The 24,494-nt window shown below is 45.1% G+C and carries 20 protein-coding genes; 17 read left to right on the top strand and 3 right to left on the bottom strand.

Annotated features, from left to right (window positions below; genetic code table 11):
- The first annotated feature begins 38 nt into the window (after nt 1-38).
- Nucleotides 39-1,070, top strand: a complete 1,032-nt coding sequence (gene dctP / locus E4N66_RS08360; RefSeq protein WP_253727636.1) for a TRAP transporter substrate-binding protein DctP — start codon at nt 39-41, stop codon at nt 1,068-1,070.
- A 15-nt stretch (nt 1,071-1,085) separates the two neighbouring features.
- The gene (locus E4N66_RS08355) at nt 1,086-2,912 is read left to right on the top strand and encodes a TRAP transporter large permease subunit (protein WP_253727635.1); all 1,827 of its coding nucleotides are present in this window, start codon (nt 1,086-1,088) and stop codon (nt 2,910-2,912) included.
- Here the strand turns inward: E4N66_RS08355 and pcnB are convergent.
- Nucleotides 2,893-4,074, bottom strand: a complete 1,182-nt coding sequence (gene pcnB / locus E4N66_RS08350; RefSeq protein WP_253727634.1) for a polynucleotide adenylyltransferase PcnB — start codon at nt 4,072-4,074, stop codon at nt 2,893-2,895. The two genes, E4N66_RS08355 and pcnB, sit on opposite strands and share 20 nt — an antisense overlap.
- Before the next feature lie 185 nt (nt 4,075-4,259).
- Entirely contained in the window at nt 4,260-4,433 is a 174-nt protein-coding gene (locus E4N66_RS08345) for a hypothetical protein (RefSeq protein WP_253727633.1), read from the bottom strand.
- A 605-nt stretch (nt 4,434-5,038) separates the two neighbouring features.
- On the opposite strand from E4N66_RS08345, the gene E4N66_RS08340 reads away from it, so the two are divergent.
- The 9 genes from E4N66_RS08340 (at nt 5,039) to E4N66_RS08300 (ending at nt 14,295) form a co-directional block, all read left to right on the top strand.
- Nucleotides 5,039-6,529, top strand: a complete 1,491-nt coding sequence (locus tag E4N66_RS08340) for a leucine-rich repeat protein (RefSeq protein ID WP_253727632.1) — start codon at nt 5,039-5,041, stop codon at nt 6,527-6,529.
- Nucleotides 6,530-6,671: 142 nt separating this feature from the next.
- Nucleotides 6,672-7,262 (top strand): hypothetical protein, encoded by a 591-nt coding sequence (locus tag E4N66_RS08335; protein WP_253727631.1) that lies wholly within the window; start codon nt 6,672-6,674, stop codon nt 7,260-7,262.
- Between the two features lie 95 nt (nt 7,263-7,357).
- Nucleotides 7,358-8,311, top strand: a complete 954-nt coding sequence (gene trxB, locus E4N66_RS08330) for a thioredoxin-disulfide reductase (RefSeq protein ID WP_044012947.1) — start codon at nt 7,358-7,360, stop codon at nt 8,309-8,311.
- Between the two features lie 57 nt (nt 8,312-8,368).
- Nucleotides 8,369-8,686, top strand: coding sequence for a thioredoxin TrxA (locus E4N66_RS08325; protein ID WP_016524044.1), 318 nt, complete (start codon nt 8,369-8,371; stop codon nt 8,684-8,686).
- Between the two features lie 122 nt (nt 8,687-8,808).
- Nucleotides 8,809-9,282, top strand: coding sequence for a glycine/sarcosine/betaine reductase complex selenoprotein A (grdA, locus tag E4N66_RS08320; protein WP_253674162.1), 474 nt, complete (start codon nt 8,809-8,811; stop codon nt 9,280-9,282).
- 142 nt (nt 9,283-9,424) lie between these two features.
- Nucleotides 9,425-11,854: a chemotaxis protein CheA gene (locus E4N66_RS08315; protein ID WP_253727630.1), complete on the top strand. Its 2,430-nt coding sequence runs from the start codon at nt 9,425-9,427 to the stop codon at nt 11,852-11,854.
- A gap of 17 nt (nt 11,855-11,871) precedes the next feature.
- Nucleotides 11,872-13,212: a CheR family methyltransferase gene (locus E4N66_RS08310; protein ID WP_253729443.1), complete on the top strand. Its 1,341-nt coding sequence runs from the start codon at nt 11,872-11,874 to the stop codon at nt 13,210-13,212.
- A gap of 168 nt (nt 13,213-13,380) precedes the next feature.
- On the top strand, nt 13,381-13,845 hold the full coding sequence (locus E4N66_RS08305; RefSeq protein WP_044012935.1) for a chemotaxis protein CheX: 465 nt from the start codon (nt 13,381-13,383) through the stop codon (nt 13,843-13,845).
- Nucleotides 13,846-13,857: 12 nt separating this feature from the next.
- Nucleotides 13,858-14,295, top strand: coding sequence for a response regulator (locus tag E4N66_RS08300; protein WP_044012934.1), 438 nt, complete (start codon nt 13,858-13,860; stop codon nt 14,293-14,295).
- 96 nt (nt 14,296-14,391) lie between these two features.
- On the opposite strand, the gene E4N66_RS08295 is transcribed toward E4N66_RS08300, so the two are convergent.
- On the bottom strand, nt 14,392-15,072 hold the full coding sequence (locus tag E4N66_RS08295; RefSeq protein ID WP_253727629.1) for a helix-turn-helix domain-containing protein: 681 nt from the start codon (nt 15,070-15,072) through the stop codon (nt 14,392-14,394).
- 139 nt (nt 15,073-15,211) lie between these two features.
- Here E4N66_RS08295 and E4N66_RS08290 point away from each other — a divergent pair, with 139 nt between their 5' ends.
- The 6 genes from E4N66_RS08290 to E4N66_RS08265 all read left to right on the top strand — a co-directional run bounded on the left by E4N66_RS08290 (nt 15,212) and on the right by E4N66_RS08265 (nt 24,494).
- The gene (locus E4N66_RS08290; protein ID WP_253727628.1) at nt 15,212-16,219 is read left to right on the top strand and encodes a GerMN domain-containing protein; all 1,008 of its coding nucleotides are present in this window, start codon (nt 15,212-15,214) and stop codon (nt 16,217-16,219) included.
- Between the two features lie 28 nt (nt 16,220-16,247).
- On the top strand, nt 16,248-17,843 hold the full coding sequence (locus E4N66_RS08285) for a spiro-SPASM protein (RefSeq protein ID WP_253727627.1): 1,596 nt from the start codon (nt 16,248-16,250) through the stop codon (nt 17,841-17,843).
- A complete protein-coding gene (locus E4N66_RS08280; protein WP_044012926.1) occupies nt 17,815-18,780 on the top strand; it encodes a glycosyltransferase family protein in 966 nt (321 codons plus the stop codon). The genes E4N66_RS08285 and E4N66_RS08280 overlap by 29 nt, the downstream gene beginning before the upstream one ends.
- Nucleotides 18,777-21,482 carry a cytidylyltransferase domain-containing protein gene (locus E4N66_RS08275; protein ID WP_253727626.1) on the top strand — a complete coding sequence of 902 codons (2,706 nt, stop codon included), beginning with the start codon at nt 18,777-18,779 and terminating at the stop codon, nt 21,480-21,482. The genes E4N66_RS08280 and E4N66_RS08275 overlap by 4 nt, the downstream gene beginning before the upstream one ends.
- 155 nt (nt 21,483-21,637) lie before the next feature.
- Nucleotides 21,638-23,479 carry an ATP-grasp domain-containing protein gene (locus tag E4N66_RS08270; RefSeq protein WP_253727625.1) on the top strand — a complete coding sequence of 614 codons (1,842 nt, stop codon included), beginning with the start codon at nt 21,638-21,640 and terminating at the stop codon, nt 23,477-23,479.
- Nucleotides 23,460-24,494, top strand: coding sequence for an N-acetylmuramoyl-L-alanine amidase (locus tag E4N66_RS08265; protein ID WP_044012920.1), 1,035 nt, complete (start codon nt 23,460-23,462; stop codon nt 24,492-24,494). The genes E4N66_RS08270 and E4N66_RS08265 overlap by 20 nt, the downstream gene beginning before the upstream one ends.

Below are 24,494 nucleotides of genomic sequence, written 5' to 3'. Positions count from 1 at the left end.
TTTACCTGTGTATCAGTTATATTCAAGGAGAAGATACTGTGAGAAAAATTTTGACACTCTTTGTTACATTGTTTATTGCTTCAACGGCTCTTGTCAGCGCTGAAGAAATCGTATTAAAGATAGCAACCGTTGCTCCTGCCCGTTCTCCATGGGACATTGAGCTTAAAAAAGTTGCAGAAGAATGGAATCGTATTACCGACGGACAGGTAACGGTAAAAATCTATAATATGACAACCCTCGGCGGAGAAAAAGCCGGTATTCAAAAACTTAAAGCAGCGCGCCCCGGGCAGCAGGCTCCGTTGGATGGAGCAATCTTTACGATGATCGGTTTGCATGAATTAGTTCCCGATGCTTATATCTATACACTTGCACTTCCATTTTTACTCCAAAATCAGCAAGAACTCGATAAAGTGCTCAGTGTATACGGTAAGAAAATAGAATCAAGAATTAACGCGGCCGGTTATGAATTGGTCGCATGGTCGAATGTCGGATGGCTTTCTTTTTATACAAAGGAACCCTACCAAACACTCGGCGAATTAAAGAAAATAAAATTGGCAGTCGCCGGTTTGGATAGTCCTATTTTAAGTGATAGCTTTAAACTGAGCGGCTTTAACGTAGTCGATGTACCTACGCAAAAATTCTCTCAAATGTTGAAAAGCAAGAACGGTATCAGCGGTTTTTTTGCCGTGCATCTTTTAGCCTATGTCGGAGGGTATTACAAAGATATAAGCTATGCGCTTGATACAAAACTGTGTCCTATTATGGCTGGTTTTGTTATTTCAAAAGCTTCATGGAATAAAATTCCTACGAAATATCATGCTGCGATGAAAGAAGCAATGGAAAAGGCAAGAAAACGTCTCAACGATGCACTTGATGATTCGGATGCCGACTGCGTACGTAAAATGGAAGCAAGCGGGGTTACGATGATTCGTCCTTCTAAGGAAGAACTGAAGAAGTGGGAAGAAGAGTTCAGTGTGAATATTAATGATATCCATCGGGCATTTCCGAATGCATTTGATATGGAGATGTATCAAAATATTCAAAAACTCATCGCTCCGATGCGTAAATAACTGTACGATAAGAATATGAGAAAGACTGTCAATATATTCGTACTTTTTCTGGTTGGTATATTAGTCGTATTGCCGATTATATTTTTTTTCATCAGCGATGTCGGCGGTATTCCGGTGTTGGATGGAGAGCGGCTGGTTATTCATACCGTCTTTATTTTTGCGTGCTTTGCGGGTATGATTACCAGCGCAGATCACAAACAGTTGAATATCGAGGTCTTTAATCTTAAACTGTCCGATCGGCTTAAAACAATTGTCAGCCAAATCAATAACGGTATAACGGCAGCCGTTCTTACGGCAATCTTTTTTGCTTGTTTCCCGAATATCTTAGTTGTCATAGATGCTTCGGATCTTTTATGGGGTCTGCCGGTACGGTTTATCTTTGGTGCGCTGCCGTTGATGTTTTTTGCCCAGCTCTTTTTATGTTTTAAAAAGCGCGGTTCTCTTGTTTCCTCTTTGGTAGGACTTGCCGCCGGTTTGTTTATCAGTTGCGGCTCTATTGCCGTTATTGTATATACGCTCTTAGAAAAAGACATCCCGTTTTTTACTGCCTGCGCCTCATTTTGGCAGTCTTTGAGTGCTCCGTTGATGTTGCCGCTCATCCTGGGACTTATTGCCGCAGCTCTTTTCGGATTGCCGCTTTTTATCGTATTGCTGGGAATTACGTATACGGCATTCAGCCAAGGCGGCGGGTATGTTGATGTGATTCCGCTGGAAATGTATCACATTTTAACGGATACAAGTATCGCGGCCATTCCGCTTTTTACCATTGCAGGCTGTTTGCTCGCAGAAGGAAGTGCCGGAAAGCGGTTAATGGAACTTGTCCGCAATAGTGTCGGCTGGATAAGAGGCGGAGTGGTTATTGCTTCCGTACTCGTCCTCACTTTTTTTACCACTTTTACCGGCGCATCAGGGGTAACTATTTTAGCACTCGGCCCGCTTATCAGTGTTATTTTAACCGGAAACGGCTATTCAAAAGATGATTCCGAATCGCTTATTACCGCCTCCGGCTCGCTTGGTATCCTTTTCCCGCCCAGTATGGCAATTATCATCTTCGGCGTAACCAATATTATGACCATTGATATCTTCGACGTATTTAAAGGTGCGATTTTTCCGGGGCTTTTGCTTACGTTGTCGATGATTGTTATCGGTGTAATACGGGATCGTTCAAAAGCACGGATACCGTTTTCATGGGCTGTACTGAAAACGGCGTTCTTCGGCAGTTTTTTTGAGCTGTTGTTGCCGGTGTTTATTATCGTTCTCTATTTTTCAGGGCTTTTCTCGCTCCTTCAAACGGCTGCTTTCACTGTGCTTTATACCTGCGTATTGGAAGTCGTTATTCGCCGCGATTTTTCATGGAAAACGGCTGCTGCTTTTGTATTGAAAAGTATTCCTGTCGCCGGCGGAGTTCTTATTATCATCGGTGCGGCGAAGGGTTTAGCCTATTATTTGATTGATGCGAATATACCGGCAATTTTAACGGACATCGTGCAGACGTATATACATTCAAAATATGTGTTTTTGCTGCTGTTAAATATACTGTTGCTCTTTGTCGGCTGTATTATGGATTTATATTCTGCAATTCTGGTGGTTTCACCGCTTATTATGCCGATTGCCGAATCCTTTGGTATTCATCCTATCCATACTGCCGTTATTTTTTTGATGAACCTTGCGCTCGGTTTTTTAACACCGCCCATTGGGATGGATTTATTTATCGCGAGTTATACGTTCAATAAGTCGGTTGTTAAGATAGTAAAGAATATTCTCCCCTTTCTCGGTATTCAAAGTATTATTTTGTTGCTGGTTACGTATATTCCGTGGCTGACTACCGCTTTGCTTCGGTAAGAGAAGATGCGGTTTTTCGCTTTCCCGATACCCGCCCGCCTTGCTTTGCAGGAGTATTTTGGCGTATAGCGCCTCGCGGGCGGCGTTTAGGGGCTTCTTTTGTTTTTGCCGTACCGGTAAGCCGTATGTCCAAGCCGCCTTTTCTGAGACAGTATTTTACTGCATATTCAAGCTCAGTTCGTTGCGGATTCATCGGCAGGACAAAATGGCGGCATTCGGCATATACCGCCTTATAAACCGCCCGCGGTTCTTCTTCCCAATCGGTAATCAGTTGTAAAAAATCACGGATGAGGTATACCAATGCTTGTCCCTGCCGCTGAATTTTGTGTTCTGCAATTAATCCGTCAAGCTCTTCCATACTTGCAAAATAGTGTTCGGAAAAATGGGGCGAATCTTCGATAAATGAAAATGCCGAAGGCTGTAAATAGAGAAAGAGCCGATAATGCAGAAGCATTTTAAGAATCTCTGCTGCATGACCGCTCATGAGGATTTTGCTTATTTCCTCGGTTAAACGGGAAGGCGAGGTGTATTCAATAAGCGGTGCATCGCGATGAATGCGGCAGCGGAGTAGCAGCGGGATTGCTGCTCCGGTAATGGTTGCGTATTTGACGGCACGGAGCATCCGCACCGGATCTTCTGCAAAGATATGCGACAGATTGATAATCGGGTGCAGCTGTTTTTTGCGGATATCTTCCACACCGCCGACATAATCGACAATAATATTTTTTATCGGATCATAGTAGAGCGCATTTAAAGTGAAATCACGGCGCCGTACATCTTCGTCGATAGTGCCGAATGTATTGCCGACGGAACCTTCTTCGATTGAGCGGAAGGTAGAAACCTCATATATTTTAGAACCGTAAAAAATATGCACCAACCGAAACCGCTTTCCGATGAGCCGGGAGTTTTTAAAAATTTTGCGGATACGGGCAGGTTCCGCCGATGTAGCAATATCAAAGTCTTTCGGCGTTTTCCCAATTAGTAAATCACGGACAGCGCCGCCGACAATATAAGCCTCATAACCTGCGTTATGCAGCCCGCTGATGATACGGATAGCCTCGCTGTCCACCTTACGAGGATCAATAGAGTGTTCCGTTGCCGTATATATAAGCGCTTTTGATAGCTTTTTATTCGTATTATTTCGAGTATACCTTACTAACATTACAACAGTGTATTTTGCCGTGAATTTTCAATTCTGTCAATCTTGCCTTGACGGGTCTGCATCAATGGGGATGACCTTAAAGTGCGAATTTCCATTTAACATTATGGCTATATCGTTTTATCCTAATAACGATTACCGATTGCCTGTGAAGATAAGTAGTACTGTCCGGTTATGCGCTCCTTTTATCATACGTTGCAGTGCCGTTTACGCTGTTGTTTATGGCAGAACAGAAATTCCTGCTCAAGTCCCTTGCCGCCGGAGCGGTAAAGGAGTAGAAAAGGGCGGCCAAAGAATTGGCAATGGGTAATCGGTGATGCGTAATTCCAATTACCCATTGCCCATTGTTTTTTCCCTTGCATTATCTCATTTTTAGCCCTATAATCATAACCATGCCGAGCCGACACACCGCATATCCGCAGTCAAAACCGCCTTCCGTAAGCCTTTTGAAAATATGCGAAGCAGATGCTAGGAGCCTAGCCGAAATAAAGCGGAAGCGTATCGGGTATACGTTGAGCATTTATTTCGGTGTAGCGACAACGCAGATGCCCGCATATTTTCAAAAGGGGCTTGACACGCGCATAATCGACGGCATAATTCTCACAGCTCACAGCTCACAGCTCACAGCTCACAGCTCACAGCTCACAGCTCACAGCTTGAACTTTATTTAGATAACTTTTTATCTACTTTTCATAGACACTACTATCTTTTCTCACTTTACACGCAAAAACAAACCGCAAAGTACGTTATCTATTCCAAAGATTCCGCAATACATCTTGGCCCTACTCAATTATTAATTATGAATTATGAATTCATAATTAGTTATAAATTTCACTCCGCCTTGTACTGCAATTCACGGCAGGCGGTCTGGTTCGATACCGGATGAAATCAATTCAGAATTATGAATGCATAATTCTGATTTTCTTTCTTCCTAATTATGAATTTTAGAAACTTGAAGGAGAAACGTATGAAAACCATACATAAAAAGAATACTACATTTTTGAATTTGGCAGCGGCAGCGCTGATAGTTGCTGCTTTGGTACTGGGCTGTAAGCCGAATGTAAGCAACGGAGGCGAAGTACAGCCGGAAAAGTTTACTGTAACATTTAACGTAAACGGCGAAAACGGGGAGCTTACGGCAAATCCCGTTATTCCTACCGGAGGCAAGGTAGCAAAAGACACCGAAATTACCTTTACCGCGACTGCAAATCCCGGATATCGAGTTGATACGTGGACGGTAACTCCTACAGAGGCGCTTATCGCAGATTGGCAAGCAGGAAATAGGACTGCAAAGGTAAAGGTTACCGAAAACACAACGGTCAATGTAACGTTTACGCCTATAGTATATACGCCGGTCGCATACGATAACTTGTCTGACCATCTTACCGGCACACAGCCTGCATCCGACGGAATCTATTACATCGAGGTAACCGGTCTTACGGCGCCAAACGTAGAAGGAAACTCTATTAGTGATAGTGCAAGCCCGCTCGGTCAAATACTGAACAGCAACAGACGGAAAAAGGTAGCGCTCAAATTCGGGGCAATAGCAGGCGTTACGGATATGACCAGTTGCTTTAACGGTTGTACAAGTCTTGTTCAAGTACCGAACATCCCTAATAGTGTTACGAATATGAGCAGCTGCTTTAAAGGCTGTACAAAGCTTGAGCACGTATCGAATATCCCTAATAGTGTTACGAATATGAGCTTCTGTTTTGAAGACTGTACAAAGCTTGAGCGAGTGCCGAATATCCCTGATGGTGTTACGAATATGAGCTTCTGCTTTACAGATTGTACAAAGCTTGAGCACGTACCGAATATCCCTGATAGCGTTACGAATATGAGCTTCTGCTTTAACGGCTGTACAAAGCTTGAGCACGTACCGAATATCCCTGATAGCGTTACGAATATGCACAGCTGCTTTTCCGATTGTACAAAGCTTGAGCACGTACCGAACATCCCCAATGATGTTACGGATATGTACAGCTGCTTTTCCGGTTGTACAAGTCTTGTTCAAGTACCGAACATCCCTAATAGTGTTACGAATATGAGCTGGTGCTTTAAAGGCTGTACAGCGCTTGAGCACGTACCGAATATCCCTAATAGTGTTACGAATATGAGCAGCTGCTTTACAGATTGTACAAAGCTTGAGCACGTACCGAATATCCCTAATAGTGTTACGAATATGAGCTTCTGCTTTGAAGACTGTACAAAGCTTGTGCAAGTACCGAATATCCCTGATAGTGTTACGGATATGAGCTTCTGCTTTGCAGGCTGTACAAGTCTGACATCCGTTACGCTCAAATGCGTGGACCCCAATGGTAAATTTATTTATGCGTTTAGCGGCTGCAGCCGCTTAAGCGCAGGCAGTATTAAAGTTCCGGCGACTTCGTTGGAAACCTATCAAGAGAATGCAGACGAGATGAAAGCAAAGGCGGAATGGTTTGCAAAGGATGAATAATCCGCTGCATATATAACTAAAAACATCGCAGGGGAACCGTAATAAATAGGGATACGCGGTTGCCCTGCGAGCGTCTATAACCGCAACAACGGTACTGTTAATATGCCGTTGTAAGCGAGAACAATATTAAAGGGGTGTTTTTATGAGTAACAAAATGATTTGTTTGGAAGAGGAAGCAAATGTTGCGGTAAAGCATGTGTTCCGCGCAGAGCTTTTAAATGCAATCGCAAAGAACGACAAAGGGGCGTTTAAAACTCTCGTAGAACAGATTGGAAAAGATTGGCACGTCAGCCGCACCGTCGAAACGGAGGAGAAAGAGGAGTTTCGTGAAGATCTTTGGAAAAACAAAGAGGCAATACTGTCAAATAAATATGAATGGAATAAGTCTCAGTACAGCGCTTATAGTTACGAAAGCAAAATTTGCTTTTTACTCAATCCTGTGTACTATAAACTGATTTATGACGAACGGAATAAAAAGGCGCTGACCGAATTTTACAAATCAATACATGACACACGAAAAGTGGATAAAGAAACGTGGCAAGAAACGGTAGAGCATTACTATAGCACATTATCGTTTTCCCCCAAAGATGAAACGGACATAGACGGTATCTTTAGAAAAGATTTTGAGCTGTGGGCAAAAGATACCGTAAAGACATGGATTGTCAAAGAAAACGGACATATCACGTATAAAAGAGGCCTCACACTTAAAAGCGCACAAGAGCTATCGGTGTAAAACAATTACCTGCTGCGTTTACCCTGCGATTATCCTGATTGCACCTAGCCAAAAGATATTTTTTGTGATAAATTGCTTCAATCATGGGGGAACCAATGAGTGAAAAGTATGATTTGATAATCGTTGGCGGCGGTCCTGCAGGAATGGCTGCCGGAATTTATGCTGCGCGTTCAAAATTAAAGACCGTTGTTTTGGAACAAAAACGGAATACGGGCGGTCAGTGTTATATTACCGAAGAAATTGAAAACTATCCCGGCTTTCCCGAGGCAACCGGTCCGTCTCTCAGTGAGGCTTTCCATAAGCATGCCGAGAAGTTCGGTGTCGTATTTGTAAATACGGGTGCTGAAAAGCTTGAAAAGAGCAATGACTCTCTCCATTATATCGTGCATGGAACCAATGGTACCGACTATGAAGGGCTTGCCGTTTTGATTGCAACCGGCGCCGGTGCTCGTACCCTTGGGTGTAAAGGTGAAAAAGAATTCAGCGGGAAAGGTGTTTCCTACTGCGCTACGTGCGATGGAGCTTTCTTTGAAGAATGCGAAATTGCTGTTGTCGGCGGCGGAGATGCGGCCGTTGAAGAAGCTATGTATCTGACAAAGTTTGCCGATAAGGTAACCATTATCCATCGCCGTGATGAGCTGCGGGCAGCTAAGTCTATTCAGGAAAAAGCATTTGCCAATCCTAAGATGGCTTTTAAGTGGAATGCTGTTGTAGATGAAGTATGCGGCGACGGACTTGTGTCTCACTTAAAACTTCGGGATACGAAAACCGGAGAAATTTCCGATTTTAAAACCGAAGGTTTATTCATATTTATCGGGCATGATCCCGAGACTGAACTGGTAAAGGATATGGTGAAGCTTGATGAGGCGGGATATATTATTACCAACGGGCGAATGGAAACCAATGTGCCGGGCATTTATGCCGCCGGTGATGTTATCCAAAAAGAATCCCGTCAAGTAGTTACTGCAGCGGCTGATGGAGCATTGGCAGGCATTTGGGCAGGTAACTATATCGACGATATAAAAGCGCGTCAGAAGCTTTCAAAATAATGCAAGCACCACCGCTTGTCAACGTTAAACTGAGCGGCGGCGTATAGGAGGACTAAAATGGTTGAATTAACAAAAGATTCATTTGAGCAAGAAGTGCACGGATCAAAAGGCGTTACATTGGTCGATTTTTGGTCTCAGTCTTGTGTGCCGTGTAAGCAGTTGATGCCTGACGTTCATGCAATGGCAGAGCGCTATACCGGGAAGGTGAAATTCTGCTCATTCGATATCGGCCTCGGACGCAGAGTCGCGATGAAAGAGCAGGTACTTGGTCTGCCTTCAATTCTTATCTATGTTGACGGCGAAAAGAAGGAGCACCTTACCGGTGAAGGTTTAAACGCAAAACAGATTGAAGATACGCTTCAAAAGTATCTGTAAAGCGTTTAGCCTAATTAATAGTGAAATATCAGGGAGAATATCTCTCTTGATAGATATGGGGAAACTCCAAAAAATCCAAGCAGGTTTTGAGAAGTTTCGATAATTTCCTTGGAGGGTATGCTATGGAATTAAAAGGCAAAAAGGTTATCATTATCGGTGACCGCGACGGCATTCCCGGGGAAGCCATAAAGCTTTGTGCTGAGACGGCGGGCGCTGAAGTTGTTTATGCGGCAACCGAATGCTTCGTCTGAACAAGCGCAGGCGCAATGGACTTGGAAAACCAAAAGCGGGTTAAAGATTTAGCTGAAAAGTACGGCTGCGAGAACACGGTAGTGCTTCTCGGCGGTGCCGAAGCTGAATCGTCAGGCCTTGCCTGTGAAACCGTTACAAACGGTGATCCTACTTTTGCAGGTCCATTGGCAGGAGTCTCGTTGGGACTTTTGTGTTATCATGTGGTTGAACCGGAAATCAAAAATCAAATAGATCCTAAGGTCTATGAAGAACAAATCAGTATGATGGAGATGGTTCTTGATGTTTCTGCAATTGTCGCGGAAGTCAAAGAATATCGTGAGAAATACTGTAAGTTTTTGAAGTAAAAAAAATACTACAATAAAAGCGTATCGGTTGCCATCTGTTAACCGGTATGCTTTTATAATAAACTTTTCTCTATCTTAAATTAGAATAAAATTCGTATAACGAGACCTTGACTAATCTTGAAAAGCAATTAGAATTATTGCTATGAGTGATTATCTGGATATCAATAATGAAGAGTTATTGAAAGACTTTTTTAGTGAAGCAGAACAGCAGGTAGAGCAGCTGGAAAGTAATATTCTTGTTATTGAACAGGATCCTACCAATAAAGAAGCTATTGATGAGATTTTCCGTGCGGCTCATACTTTGAAAGGCGGCTCTGCAACCGTTGAAATGAGTGAATTATCCGGTTTCACTCATGCCGTAGAAGACTTACTTGATGCTATCCGGTCAAATAAGGTTACCGTCACTGAAGATACCATTGATCTTTTGTTGTACTCTTTGGATATTATTAAAGCTATGCTTGATGCAAGGGCTAATGGTGAGATATATAAAGAAGATGTTTCTCCAACCGTTGCTCGTTTGCGGTCAAATATACCTGATAGCAAAGATACCAAAAAGACTGCTCCAAAAGCTTCGCAGCCGAAGCCGGTTTCCAAACCCGCCGTACAGCCTCAGGCGAAGGCTGTTCAATCCAACAATGAAAATGCGGTTGATCCGTCCTCTTTACTTTCTGAATATGAAATCCTTGAATTACGCGAAGCGGTACCTGCCGGTAATAAGGTGTATGCCATTCGAGTACAATTTGATGAATCAAGTTTAATGAATACCGTTGGCGGTATTCAGGTATTCGCTGCGTTGAAGCAGTCGGCACTGGTGCTTAAAACTATTCCTGATTTTGACGCTCTTTATGAAGATGAATTTCATCCTGAAGTTCTCTATTATGTTGCGTCATCTGCAAGTGAAAGTAATTTGTTGTCGATTGCAAATATTCCCGATGTAACGCTTAATGCAGAAATCGACGAGTTAACTTTCAGTGCTGAAGGCAGTGCTTCTAAAACAAAGAACATAAAAGCCGAAGGCCCTGCTACTCCCGTGCAGCCGGTTGCAGAAACTCAGCCTGTTGCCGCCGGTGCGGAACAGAAAGATGAAGCACCTCACGCAGAAGCTCCTGCTGCAGCAGCGGGGGATGTGGGGCATCCCAAAAAAGCTCCTGCTGCAGCTGCAAATGCAGCCCACTCATCGGGATCGGTGTTGCGTGTTGATGCAAAACGGATTGACTACTTGCTGAACTTAGTTAGTGAAACGGTTATTACCAAAGCCTCACTTAACCAAAGCGCGATGGAGTTTAATGAGCTTTATGCGCTTTTCCAAAATGCAAATGGTGAATATAAAGACCGAATCCGTAAGCTTCTGGATAAATTCCCCTCTTATCTGGAGAAACTTCAACAAGGTGCCGATTTAAATACCGTTAAGAAGGAACTTTCGGCAGATTATGCCGGTATGTTTGAACTTTTTAGCCAGTTCGAAACCTCTATGAAGTATTCGGTTACAAAATTCCGCTCTTCTGCCCAAAATTTGGGTCGTATTTCAGGCGAATTGCAAGAAGGCGTGATGAAAATTCGTATGGTTCCCATCAGTCAGATTTTCAGCCGCTTCCCTCGCGTCGTGCGTGACCTTTCTAAAACGTTAAATAAGAATATCCAGCTTGTCATAGAAGGTGAAGATACCGAGTTGGATAAATCGGTTGTCGAAGATCTTCTTGATCCGATTATGCACTGTGTGCGTAATTCGATGGATCATGGTATTGAAACTCCCGAAGAACGAAAAGCACTCGGTAAATCCGAACAGGGTACGCTTTTACTCAAAGCGAGCAATGAAGGTAACATGATCGTTATCGAAGTTGCTGATGACGGCAAAGGTATCGATGTTGACGCTGTAAAGGCAAAGGCTGTTGAACGCGGTCTTTTGCACCCCGGTAAGAATCTCACCGATGTGGAAGCGTATCAGCTCATTTTTGCACCAGGGTTTTCAACATCAAAAACGATTTCCAGTGTGTCGGGACGAGGTGTCGGACTGGATGTTGTGAAGACGCATATTGAAAAGCTTAATGGAACGGTTACCGTTGTTTCGGAAAGAAATAGAGGAACCCGTTTTACGATAAAATTACCGCTGACGCTTGCAATTATCCAAGGTTTGTTGATACGTGTCGGCGAAGAAGTGTATTCTATCCCGATTACTTCCGTTATTGAAAGTCATCGCGTGCGCAGCGAAGAAATTAACCGTATTGACAGTTATGAAGTATTTAATGTTCGTAACGAAGTTATCAGTTTATTGCGGTTAAATAGGTTGTTCGGTGTTCCTTCTGCAGAAAAAGGCGATGACGGTCATCATTATATCGTTATTGTCGGAACAGCAGAAAAGAAAGTCGGATTAATGGTCGATAGCCTTATTGGTGAAGAAGATGTCGTTATTAAGCCTTTGAAAGATCAGTTTACCAATTCTCCGGGAATCGCCGGCGCTTCAATTTTAGGGGATGGTTCCGTTTCACTGATTATCGATGTCGGGCAATTGCTTGATTTGGGCTTAAAACAGGAAATGCATGCCCGTGAACGGCGCGAGGCTTCCATCTGGTAAAAGGGGATTAAATGACTATGGAAAAAACCGAGTTGAATGCAAGCATAAATGAAGAACTGCAAGACGAGTATATAAGCGAACCTCTTTCGATTATCGATTTTAAGATGATAACTTTTTCCCTTGCTGAAAAAGATTATGCAATCGATATTATGAAAGTAAAAGAGATTGCAAAAGCGAATAATTTTACTTATGTACCGAATACGGCGCCTTTTGTACTTGGAGTGTATAACCTGCGCGGTGATATTATTCCGATCATCGACTTGCGTATTTTTTTCAATATTCCGATTAAGCAGCGTGCAAAGGATACTGTTGAAAGTATGGTTATCATTAATGTTGATGATCAGACTTTCGGTATTGTTGTTGACCGGATTGATAAAGTAGTCGGCGTTTCAAAAAATACTATTCAACCGCCGCATCCTATTTTTGGTGATATAAATATTAAATATATTTATGGGGTTGTAGAAAATTCCGGGCAGTTGTATATTTTATTAGATGTCGATCGTATTTTTGCTTCCCGTACCGTAACGGAAACAAAAGAGACCGTTGCCGAAGGTGAGGCTCTGCCGGTTGACGATTCTGCGAAGCAAAGTCCTGGAACAGATGTTGCTCAGTCAAATGATGCGCTTGATATCCGTTTTATTGGAGATACGCTCGCCGCTCTCGGTCAGTTCTATCCTTCTCCCGTCAATGCTGCATGGCTTGAAAAACGATACTATGAATGGCGGGATATGCGGGTCGCTTCAAGCATCCAAATACAATCTGAAGACCAAGCACGGGAGTTTTTGAGTAATTTTCTTTCGCCTAATACACGGCGCTTTTGGTCTGATTCATATATGAACACGGTATTGGCTGCCTTACCCGATAATGATGCGAAGATTATTACCGTTTGGAATGTCGGTTGCGATTCGGGATATGAGACATACAGCCTTGCGGTACTGTTGAAGCAAAAATATCCCCGCGCTGCAATCAGAATTTATGCTAATGATGCTGACTTGTTGGCTATTTCTAATGCGCCGATGCTGACTGTTCCTGAAGATCAGGTGATCAATAGATTTAAACCGTATTTGGTCAAAGGGGTAAATGATTCATATAGCTTCAATCAGGAAATAAAAGATATGATCTTGTTTGAATACCATGATTGTTTGCACCAAAATACACTGCCGGATGTTGATATTATCCTTGCTCGTGATGTATTATCATTTATCAAAACGGAAAAGCAAAGCATCTTATTGGAAGAATTTAGGGATAAACTGAAAACAACCGGTATTGTTATCTTGGGTGCAAATGAAATGATGCCGAAACAGAGCGGATGGATGCGGCAAGTGATGGGGGATATAACTACTTTCTCACGAGAGTAGATTGTAGCGGATAATCGAAGATCAATATCGATTTTTGATTATTGATAAACAGAGGGCTGGCAGCCTTTTAATAAACGGTTGTCATGCGCAGTTTGTATAAAACTGAAAACGGACCTCGTACCGTGACGGATGTTATTGTTCGTTTAATTTTTTTAGAAGGAGATTTTGATGCGTGTAGAGTATATCAATCCGTTTAGTGAAGCTGCCTATAACATCTTAGTGCAAGTGCTCGGCGGTGAAGTTAAACGCGGTGACTTGTATTTGAAATCTACTTGTATGCCTGTGATGGGCGTTGCGGCAATTGTAGGTTTGGCCGGTGATGTTGAAGGGCGGGTTATTTTTGATATGACACCGGAAACGGCATTGAAGATCGCATCGGCGATGAATCAAGAAGAGTTCACCGAATTTGATGAACTGGGGCGTGCGACGATCACGGAACTTGCGAATCTCATTACCGCACAAGCAGTAACAAAACTGCATGATCTCGGGTTTAAATTCGATTTAACCCCGCCTGCTCTTTTCACCGGTGATAATATGTCAATATCGAGCAGTGATATTGAAGCATTGATTGTACCGATGGAAACGGCGCAAGGTAAAGTTGAAATAAACGTTGCTATTCGCGACAGAGCTTAAGAGGAGTAGGCTATGATTTCTAAACAAGATTTTCCGTCTATTAACGAACGTGCCCCGGGCGGTGTAAGAGCTGATGGTTCAGCTTATAAAGTCCTGGTGGTAGATGATTCTATTTTCGTTTCTAAACAGATCGGTCAGATTTTAACCAGCGAAGGCTACGAAGTTATTGCAACTGCTGCTGACGGTTTTGAAGGTGTTGAAAAATACAAAGAGTTGTGTCCGAATGTTGACCTTGTTACAATGGATATCACGATGCCCAAAATGGACGGTATTACGGCTCTTGAACAGATAATGGCCTTTGATAAAAATGCAAAGGTTGTTATGATCAGCGCACTTGGAAAAGAAGAGTTGGTAAAGAAATCTCTGCTGCTTGGAGCAAAAAACTACATTGTTAAACCGCTCGATCGCAAAAAGGTTCTTGAGCGCATCGCTGCCGTTTTATCGAAATAGTGAAAGTTTGTCATCTTACCGTAGATTGAACTCTTTCTACGGTAAGATATTGTTTTGTAGTTTTTCATGATATAGGGTGACGGTTTACAGTAATTGTCATTTATGGATACAAAGCAGCTGGTATGTGTGATTTTTATAGGAAATAATGTATTCATCGCCGAGTAGACGATTGAGCTTATTCCTAAGCCGGTAGATATGTGTTTGTGCGTAGTTTTGACTGTTTTTAACCGTTTTGGCATTTAATAATTCAATAATTTCTTCTACATTTATTCCGTCTTTCTTTTCTAATAATCTTGTAATCAGTTGTTTTTGTTTCTCTGTGAAATGATCCATGACTTGACTGACACTGCTCGCATTGGCAGAATAAGCCTTGATTGCTTGATGTTCTATTTCAGCTGCCGATTTTTCTTTTTGTTTCTTATACTTTCGAAGCCTCTTTTTAACTTTTTTAATCAGTTCTTTGTCTTTTTCGGTTGTAAATGGAAAGTAGTAATATGATGATAGGTAATGAACGGTAAAATCAAAGCTTGTTTCTGTTTCGGTATAGTCGATCACGGTAAAAGTTAAGCCGAGTTTTTCAAGTAATTCTTCAATGTCGATATTATAGTGCTGAATTCTACTGTGTTCGATAAGTAAAACTTTGAGTGACGGGCTTTTGAACTTGGAGAGAAAATCCTTTAAGCAATAAGCAGCCGCGACTTGTATGTTGGCATCTTCGAGATACCGGTGGAGACTTTTATTTCTTTGCAGATCTTGATCATATAAAAGCACTCTCATACTTTTATTTTCGGTTAAATACCCGTTATACTCAATCGTTTATCGGAAAGTGAGCAAAAACCACCCGAGTTCTTTGAGATGCACGATCTTGTTTTCGGCTACTTGCATATAGGCTATAAAGTATCGTATGATATCATCTATGGCAAAACGTACAAAAAGAAAAATATCGCTCGGCTGTCTCTTTTGGATTGTATTTATTTTATTAATCGCGGTACTTTTTTTCTTGAATAAAGATACAATATCTTTTGTTTTAGATAAAACAAACGCAAGAACTATATTCTTAAAAGATAAAACCGAAACATCGCAAGAATCTTCACAAGCACTGCCTAACATTCAATCTAAGGAAGATAGCGGAGATACTGATCCTGTAAGAGGAGACGGAAGTAAAGAACCTGAACAGGAAACCAACAGCGGATCTGCACAGCCGCATCAAGATACCCATAAGCAACCCGCTGCATCGGAAAAATCCGGAGCTTCCAATACGCGTAATAATGAGCAAGTAAAGAAACCTCAGCCTGAAAATAATCATCGGGCTAATTCGCAGCAAAATAGCGGACAAACAACTGTACCAAGTCCGACAACGCCCAAACCGGCTGATGAACGGACTTCGCCGCAGCGCAACAGCACTACAACCGCACAACAGCCGCAATCTGTTGCTTCATCAGTTCAGAAACCTCATGTAGCGACACCGGCAAAACCCGAAACCGATAAAAATCGATCGGCGGCGGTAAGAAAAGCGGTTATATATTGGGTACGGGTAGATGCGGACGGAAAACTCATTCCTAAGAGCGCGACCCGTTTGCTTCCTAAGTCCGATGCGCCGATGAGCGATGCGCTTGAAGCGCTTTTTGCCGCTCCTACTGTAGACGAGTTAAAGCAGGGAGTACGGACACTTATTCCGCCCGGCACTAAGCTTCGCTCCGCATGGGTCAGAGACGGTGTCGCATTTATCAATGTGAGCGAAGAATTTCAGTTTAATCAATACGGTATCGACGGCGCCTTGGCGCAGCTCTTGCAAGTGGTATTCACGGCAACGGAGTTCTCAACCGTAAAATCGGTACAGTTTCTTATTGAAGGACAAAAGCAAGAGTATCTTGGAGCCGAAGGTGTGTGGATAGGCTCGCCGCTCTCGCGCACTTCTTTCTAGCTTGCAGCAGTTTACCGAAGGAGATTTTATGCCGATATTGGAGAGTATGAAATCTTTTGTTGTGCTGGCTGCGAACGGTATTTCCGATTATGCGCTGCGGCCGCTTACCCAAGGCGGTTGTACCGCTCTTGCTTCCGCATTGGAGCGTACAAGTCATTTTCCCGATTATGCAGGTACTATTATAACTGCAGCAGCCGAGCAATGCGCTGCAATTCAAAAATACTGCGATGATGTGTGGCCTTCCGCCCTGCCGCCGGTGCGGATTATTCCGGTTGCAGAGGAGACCGCTGCTGCTTTTTTTAAGGCGCTTATCCCTTTCGCAGCGGAAGCTGATCATGTCTTTATTGCATGGGCTGATGCTCCTTTTTTAGACAGCGCGGGTGCGGCGCAGCTCTATGCTCAGCATTGTACCTATAAGGCGGAATACAGCTTTGCGGATGGATATCCTGAGGGGCTGCTTCCGCAAATCGTTTCGGCAGGTCTGGTCCCCATATTAGCAGCGCTGCCTTTTGCAGCGGAGGTTCCGCTTAATCGCTCTTTTCTGTTTGATACCGTTAAAAAAGATATAAATTCTTACGACTTGGAAACGATGATTGCGCCCGAAGATATGCGGTACCTGCGGCTCGCTTTTTATACCGACACCAAGGCCTCATGGCTTTTGTGCAGTCATTTTACCGGCATCACTGCGGAGAACTATGCGGCATATATCACCGAGCGGCAAGAGTATCTGCGTTCATTGCCTGCCTACTACGGGATTGAACTCATTGCCTATCACCCTTTGCGTTCCATCTATCGCCCTAAGCTGTTCCCTGAAAAATTTGATGATTCTTGCTGTATGGACTTTGAAGCTGCCGCTCGGCTCATCGATGCGATTGCCGCTTTTTCCGAAAGCGCCGTTATTTCGCTGTCGCTCTATGGGGAACCGCTCTTGCATCCTCATTTTGCCACGATTATAGCACTGATATTGAACCATCGGAATCTTTCAGTATTGATAGAAACGAGTGGTGTCGTAGAAAATATCACGACTAATCTTGAATATTTTGACCGGCTTGCTCAAGTTTGCAGGGATGTACCGCCGAGAAGTAACGGACGCTTGCCGATTTACTGGATTGTCGATATCGATGCGGCCGGTTCAAAAACGTACGGCACCGTGCATCAGCTTCCCGATGAGGATGCCGAACGGTGTTTAAAGCAAGCTGCGACGTTTGCCGACCACCTTGCAACAGTGTTCCCAAAGGCTGTGTGGGTACAGATGACACGTATGAACGAAAATGAAGCGGAATTGGAGCCTTTTTACCGCTTATGGGAAAAACGGGAGGCAAAGCCGCTTATTCAAAAATATGACCATCTCTGCGGGACTCTTCCAGACCGCCGTCCTGCCGATATTTCTCCGTTGAAGCGGCATCCCTGTTGGCACCTCAAGCGTGATTTGTCTATTTGTACGGATGGAACCGTTCCGCTTTGTAAAGAAGATGTCAGCCGTTCGGTTGTACTCGGTAATGCCTTTACGATGCCGCTTGAAACGATTTGGGAAAACGGCCGGCGTTTGTACTCCGATCAGATACAATCCTGTTATAAGGGGGTATGTGAACATTGTGACGAATACTATACCTACAACTTTTAACGAACGGAAAGTTTCTCATACCATTATCGGCGGTATGCAGTATCGGGGAAAAGATAAGACAGAAGACTTTTGCGTTCTAGTGTTAAACCGCGGCAGAAAGTATTATCGGCAGCTCTTTTTTGAGCAGTTGTTAGCTGAAGGATTTACCTCTGTTATTTCGATAGAGTCAAGTGCTGATGTTAGTGACATGGAAAGCCTCACGGGAAAATTTCCGCAAGTACGCTTTTTATTTCCCCAAGAAAAACTCACCGTCGGGGAGATGATTAATCTCGGCTTTGCCGAGACGTCCGCTCCATATGTTATGGTATTATGGAACGATACACGTATTCCACCGGGAAGTTTTACCGAGCGGGTACTTGAAAAGATTAAACAAGAGCATTTATTTTGTGCAGCGCCTGTGTTGGCAAATGTGCGGGGTGAAGCGGTACCAAACCAAATGGTTCCCAGCCTGAATGGAAATCGATTTTCGACTGAACAGCTTTCCTGTATCAAAAATAAGACGGCAACTATTTATCCCTATGATTTTATGGGAATCTATAGTAGAAATAAGTGTATGCAGCTCGGCGGTTTCGATTATACGATTCAGAATCCGTATTGGCAAAATCTCGATTTCGGTTTTCGTGCTCACCTTTGGGGAGAGTCGATACGGATCTTTACTTCGTTCCGGATTCACTATGAGGGCGAGCCTCCTCCTGAGGATATTTCCGTTGATGCCTCGTATCGGCAGTTTTATCTTAAAAACCTTGCACCGGAATTGACGGACGGGGAGGCTGCTATTCCTTGTAAGTTATTCTGGAGCTATCTGCATAACTCAGGTTTAAATCCGCTGCATGCATGGCAGCATTTTTCTGAAGCACGGCGATGGACTCAACTGAATAAAAATCGGTTTATAACCACCGCCCGTACATTAATAGAGCATTGGGAGCCTTTTATATGAGTGTTTATTCAGGTGTTGCCGTTGTTGTACAAGCACGCCTCAATTCTTCACGGCTGCCGCGTAAAGCGCTGTTGAACCTTTGCGGCAAACCGCTTCTTGCCTATACGCTTGAAGCAATGCGGGAGATTCCGGCGGAGCGGTACATCCTTGCTTGCGACCGTGCTTCCGCGGCTGATTTTGCACCGATTGCAGAACAATTCCATTATACTCTCATCAGCGGTTCGGAGACCGATGTACTCGGCCGTTTTTGTTCGGTTATCAGGCAGTTTGAAACTTCGCTCCGTCCCATTACAACGATTATCCGTGCAACGGGCGATAATCCCTTTTTGTTTACCGAAGCCGCCGAAGCTTCCGTTAAGCGGTTTGTGGAACTTGGTGAGCCTGATTATTTTACCTACACAGGTCTTCCGCACGGCAGCGGCGTCGAAATTATAAAGGCAAAGAGCCTTCTTACCGCAGAACGGCTCACCGATGATGCGTATGATCATGAACACGTCGGCCCCGCCTTGTATCGGCATACCGATACTTTTATCTGTGTAAAAGAAACCGCTCCATTGCGGTGGTATGCGCCGCACTTGCGGACAACAGTCGATACGAAGGATGATTTTGAATGTGCGGAATTGATGATGCAATATCTGCAAAGGGAAAAAGCCGTAATACCTCCGTCTGCGTCCGCAGTTATGAAGGCATGCCGATATGCCGGTAGAATTGCCGTGTTTGTTCCGTCGGTACGGGAAGGGCAGGGAACGGGACATCTCCGCCGTGTGTGCAGCTTGATGCAAGAGCTTGCTCCTCAGTTGCGCGCAGTGTTGTATCTCGGTGCAGCATCTGAGCCTTCATTTGTGCAGGATATCATTAAAAAGATGGGGAATATTGACACCGTCAATGAAATTCCCGAGCAAACATGTGTCTTTATCCTCGATAATTTTAGGACACAGGCGGAAGAAGTGCGGCAGCTTAAAAAAATTGCACCGGTCGTCGCCTTGGATGAAGGAGGCGAGGGGAGGGCTTTTGTCGACTATCTGATCGATATTCTTCCTGCTTTACCTCATCCCATTGACTTGCCTGACGTATCGGTGCCGAAGCCTTCGTCGGATTCATCAAGTGCTTCAAATTCTTCGCAACCATCGAGAAATCGTACCGCCGATCGCTCCGAACATACTACGGATCATACTGAATCGGTTGAAGCGCTTAGGGCGAATCTCACCGAAGTTAACTTTATTGCGTTGCCGCAGAAGCGGAAGCGGGACGGGGCTTTAAAAAAATACGAAAAGAACGGGAAATACTTTTTTCCCATTGAAAATGCAAAGCTCTTGATTGTCTGCGGCGGAGAAGATGCCGCTCATATGGGGCTTCCGCTTGCTCATATCTTTGCTGAGCTCGGTGCGGAAGTGTCCGTTATTGAGCCCAATGAAAAGAAATATTCGCAGCAAAAGATGAACCTCTATGTCTATCCTTATTTAGAAAATCTGCGGGATAGGCTCTGCGAATGGGATATCGTGGTAACACACTACGGCTTTACCGCCTTTGAAGCGCTCGCCGCAGGTTGTGCGGTTATTCTTGTTTCTCCGACCGATTATCATTATCGGCTGGGACTCAATGCGGGATTTTCCACACTGTCCGCCGGTATGCCGGCCGCTCAGGATATTAAAGCGTTGTTCAAGGCAGGTATCGATATTCCTTCCATCGTTACACCGCAGTCAAAAGAAAAAAGCCTTGCCGAGTTTATCTTGAAGCTTTCTACGGCAACCGCGCACCGTTGTCCGCTCTGCGATGAACCGTCTTCACTGCCTCCGGAAGGCAGGGCAGAGAATAAGACTGTTTCGCGTTGTCCCGTCTGCGGGATGTACTATCCGTCGTTTATTGCTGCCGAAAAAAAGGACTACAGCGAACAGTATTTTTTTGAAGAATATCAAGCGCAGTACGGAAAAACCTATCTGGAGGACTTTGAATCGATTAAACGGCAGGGGTTACGGCGGATGTCGATCATCAATGCAATCTATGCAAAGGTCTTTAATGGAGGCAAGGAAGAATCGCTGTTTGAAGGCCTTCATCACGGTACAAAGCGGATTCTCGATGTGGGTTGCGCCTATGGTCCCTTCCTTGCAGCCGCAAAGGAGTCCGGGTGGAATCCGGTGGGAACCGATATTTCAGCGGAAGCGGTGCACTATGTTTGCAAGACGCTGCAGCTCCCTGCGTGTCAGGCGCCCTTCCCGGTACTTCCGGCACGGTTTTCTTTTACGGTTGAAAAAACATTCACCGAACAGCATAATCAGCCGCTCAGTATTCCGCTTGAAGCAGGCGGTTTTTCTGCGGTAACGATGTGGTTTGTTATCGAGCATTTTCAGGATTTGAATTCGGTGCTGCAGAAGGTTTCCGATCTTTTGATCGGGGGCGGAATTTTTGCTTTTTCTACGCCTGCACTGTCGGGCGTTACCGGCCGGTGGAACCGCCGCCTCTTTTTTTCGCAGAGTCCGACCGACCATTATACTATTTGGGATAGACGGCAGGCAAAAAAACAACTGGAACGCTACGGTTTTACCGTAAAAAAAATTGTATCCATTGGGCATCATCCGGAGCGTTTTCCCCATGCGGCCAAGATAAAAAAAGGCGGCTTTCGCTGGAATATACTGATGCTGGTTAGTAAGCTCTTTAAGCTTGGGGACAGTATGGAAATTTATGCGGTAAAGATGGGCATGTAAACCAAAGCCGTACAAATAGCACGGCTTTGGTTTACACAAGTTTGCACAAGCGCAAACTTGTATTATTATATGCACGTTCTCACTTCGTTGCGAACGTGCGTAAAAAGTCAATCGAAAGTTGAAACTTTCTTCTTGACTTTTTATGGGAGCGTTTGATGACTAAAAAACGGGTGTTTATGCTCGGCGCAGGTTTTATGCAGGGTGTTGCGATACGTGCAGCCCGCGCACTCGGCTGCACCGTTGTTGCAGCCGACGGAAATCCGTCCGCGGTATGTGCAGCGGAAGCCGACGAGTTCGTATGCATCGATTTAAAAGATACCGCGCGCCTTATCGACTATGCGCGGTATTTACAGCAAAACGGCGGACTCGATGCGGTATTTACCGCCGCGACGGATTTCTCCGCCGCAGTTGCCGCGATTGCTGCTGCCTGCGGCTTGCGCGGGCACACGCTCGAAGCAGCGCTCAATGCGACGGATAAGGTACGGATGAGGGAATGTTTCCGCAAAGCCGGCGTACCGTCTCCCGCTTTTATCGAACTGACCACCGCCGACCTTGCAGCTCCGGTTGGTGCTGTGGAGAATTCCCGATGCAGTGATGCGGATACAGCCGTGGCTGATGCACTTAAACGGCGGCTCGGAGAGCTCGCAGGGCGTTTTCCGCTGGTAGTTAAGCCCGTCGATAACATGGGCGCCCGCGGTTGCTCGCTGGTTCAGGAGCTTTCCGGATTGCGGGAAGCTGCGGAAACCGCATCGCGGTATTCGCGCAGCGGGCGCGTCATCGTTGAAGAATACATAGAAGGAAGTGAATTTTCGATTGAAGGGCTGGTTTTCGACGGGCGGCTGTACATCACCGCGCTTGCCGACCGGCATATCTTTTTTCCCCCGTATTTTATCGAGATGGGGCATACGATCCCGTCGGAATGCCCGCAAGAAATTGCCGATGAGGTTATATCGGTGTTTGAGCGCGGTGTTCATGCGCTCGGCTTAACCGACGGAGCAGTGAAGGGCGATATTTTGGTGCGGAACGGTAAGGCCTTTGTCGGAGAGATCGCCGCCCGCCTTTCCGGCGGCTATATGTCCGGCTGGACGGTACCTTACAGCTGCGGCTTGGATATTACGGAGGCAGCGTTGACCCTTGCACTCGGCGGCTCGCCCCGGCTGCATACGTGCGGGAAGGATTCTTTCGTTATTCCACTCAAGCAAAACTGTCAGTTTGTGTCTGCGGAACGAGCCTGGATTTCCATTCCCGGGCAGGTGGCGGCCGTCAGCGGCTTGGAAGCCGCACGCGCAGCGCCCTTCGTCAAAGATGTGTTTCCCCGTGCCGGCGTAGGAGATACGGTGGTATTCCCGCAGAACAATGTGGAAAAATGCGGCAATGTACTGAGCGCTGCGCCGAGCCGCCGGGAAGCGGTGCTGGCAAGCGAGGCAGCCTGCCGTAAAATCGTACTGCGGCTTAAACCCCATGTTGCGGAAACCGATGCTTTTTTGGCGGAGCTGCGCTTCCCGGCGGAACAGCAGACCTTTCCACCGAATTTTTTGCAATTTACGGAACCGCTTGCCGGCGCCGAGTCTGCGGCAAAGGTAGCTGCCGAGGTTCTTACCGCGGCTCCTACGGCGGATTGTAAGGGGCAACGCAGCGGAGGTTTTTCAGCAGCCTCAAGCGCTTTTTTTGACCGGTTACTTGCGGATGCCGTTTACGAAGAAAAAGAAGGCTTTGTACTGCCGTACTTTTTAGCGGCAGCGCTTGGTGCCGCCCGCGATCTGCAAGGCAGGCCGCTGAGGGAATTGCTGCGTCAAGCGCTTGAGGAGGAGCCGGGATTGGCTTCCATACTGGGCATTTCCGGTTCGCCGGAAAGGAGTACAGTGAGTGATGTGTCTCCGGCAGAAAGCGATGTCCCCTCCTCGGTAGATGTGCAGCGAAAGAACGGATATTGGAAGGCGCTTATCCGCGGCGGACTGCAAGGATTACTCTATCGGTATGACTGTGAAAAGGCATAACAGCACTCTTTTTATTGCCGGTATTTTCCTCTTTTTATTGGGTATTGTCCCCGCTTTCGCTGCGGAGAAAACCGTTTCCGCACTTGACGCGGCAAAGTCACTTGGCGCCGACCTGTCATGGAATCCGCTGTCACAGGAAATTACGTTTACGGTCGGAGACCATACGGCACAGTGCCGGGTTGGTATGCCGCTTGTGTTTTTTGACTACCATGAAACGATAATCACTCAAGCTCCTCTGATGGGAACAAATGCTCAGCCTCAGCTTTCCGCAGCGCTTTTTACGCAGCTGGAAGATTTTTTTAAGCAGTTTGATACCGGTTCGTTTTTCCGTGTCGGTGCAATTCTTATCGATCCCGGTCATGGAGGAAAAGATCCCGGTACCATCGGTTCTTACGTTGAAAACGGTAAAACTATTCCTGTCTACGAGAAAAATATTGCGTTAACCGTTTCGCTTTCTCTCTATGATATGTTATGCAAAACCTATCCCGATAAAAAAATCCTGCTGACTCGTTCCGATGATACATATCCCAGTTTGGAGGAGCGGGTCGAAATGGCGAATAAAGTTTCCCTCAAGAAGAATGAAGCCATCCTCTATATTTCGATACATGCAAATGCATCTCCGTTTAACAAGGCTCCTTATGGTTTTGAGATCTGGTATTTGCCTACCGATTATCGGCGCGATGTAATCGATAAAAATGCAACATCAAAAGAGATTGCTCATATTTTAAATATAATGCTTGAAGAAGAATTTTCTACCGAAAGTATTTTGATCGCCAAGAATATTTCCGACGGACTGGAGGCTCAAATCGGTAAAGAGAGTAAAAACCGCGGTTTAAAAGAAAAGGAATGGTTTGTCGTGCGGAATGCAAAGATGCCGAGCGTACTCATCGAGCTGGGCTTTGTGACCAATCCCGAAGAAGCAAAACGCCTCAACACTCCTTCCTACTTGCAAAGATGCGCACAAGGAATATATAATGGTCTCACTGCATTTATCTCTCGCTTCGAGGGTCAATAG

The sequence above is a fragment of the Treponema sp. OMZ 857 genome, assembly GCF_024181085.1.
Lineage (GTDB): Bacteria > Spirochaetota > Spirochaetia > Treponematales > Treponemataceae > Treponema.
Note: the sequence above shows the minus strand (reverse complement) of the source record. Positions and strands in the feature narration are given on the sequence as shown.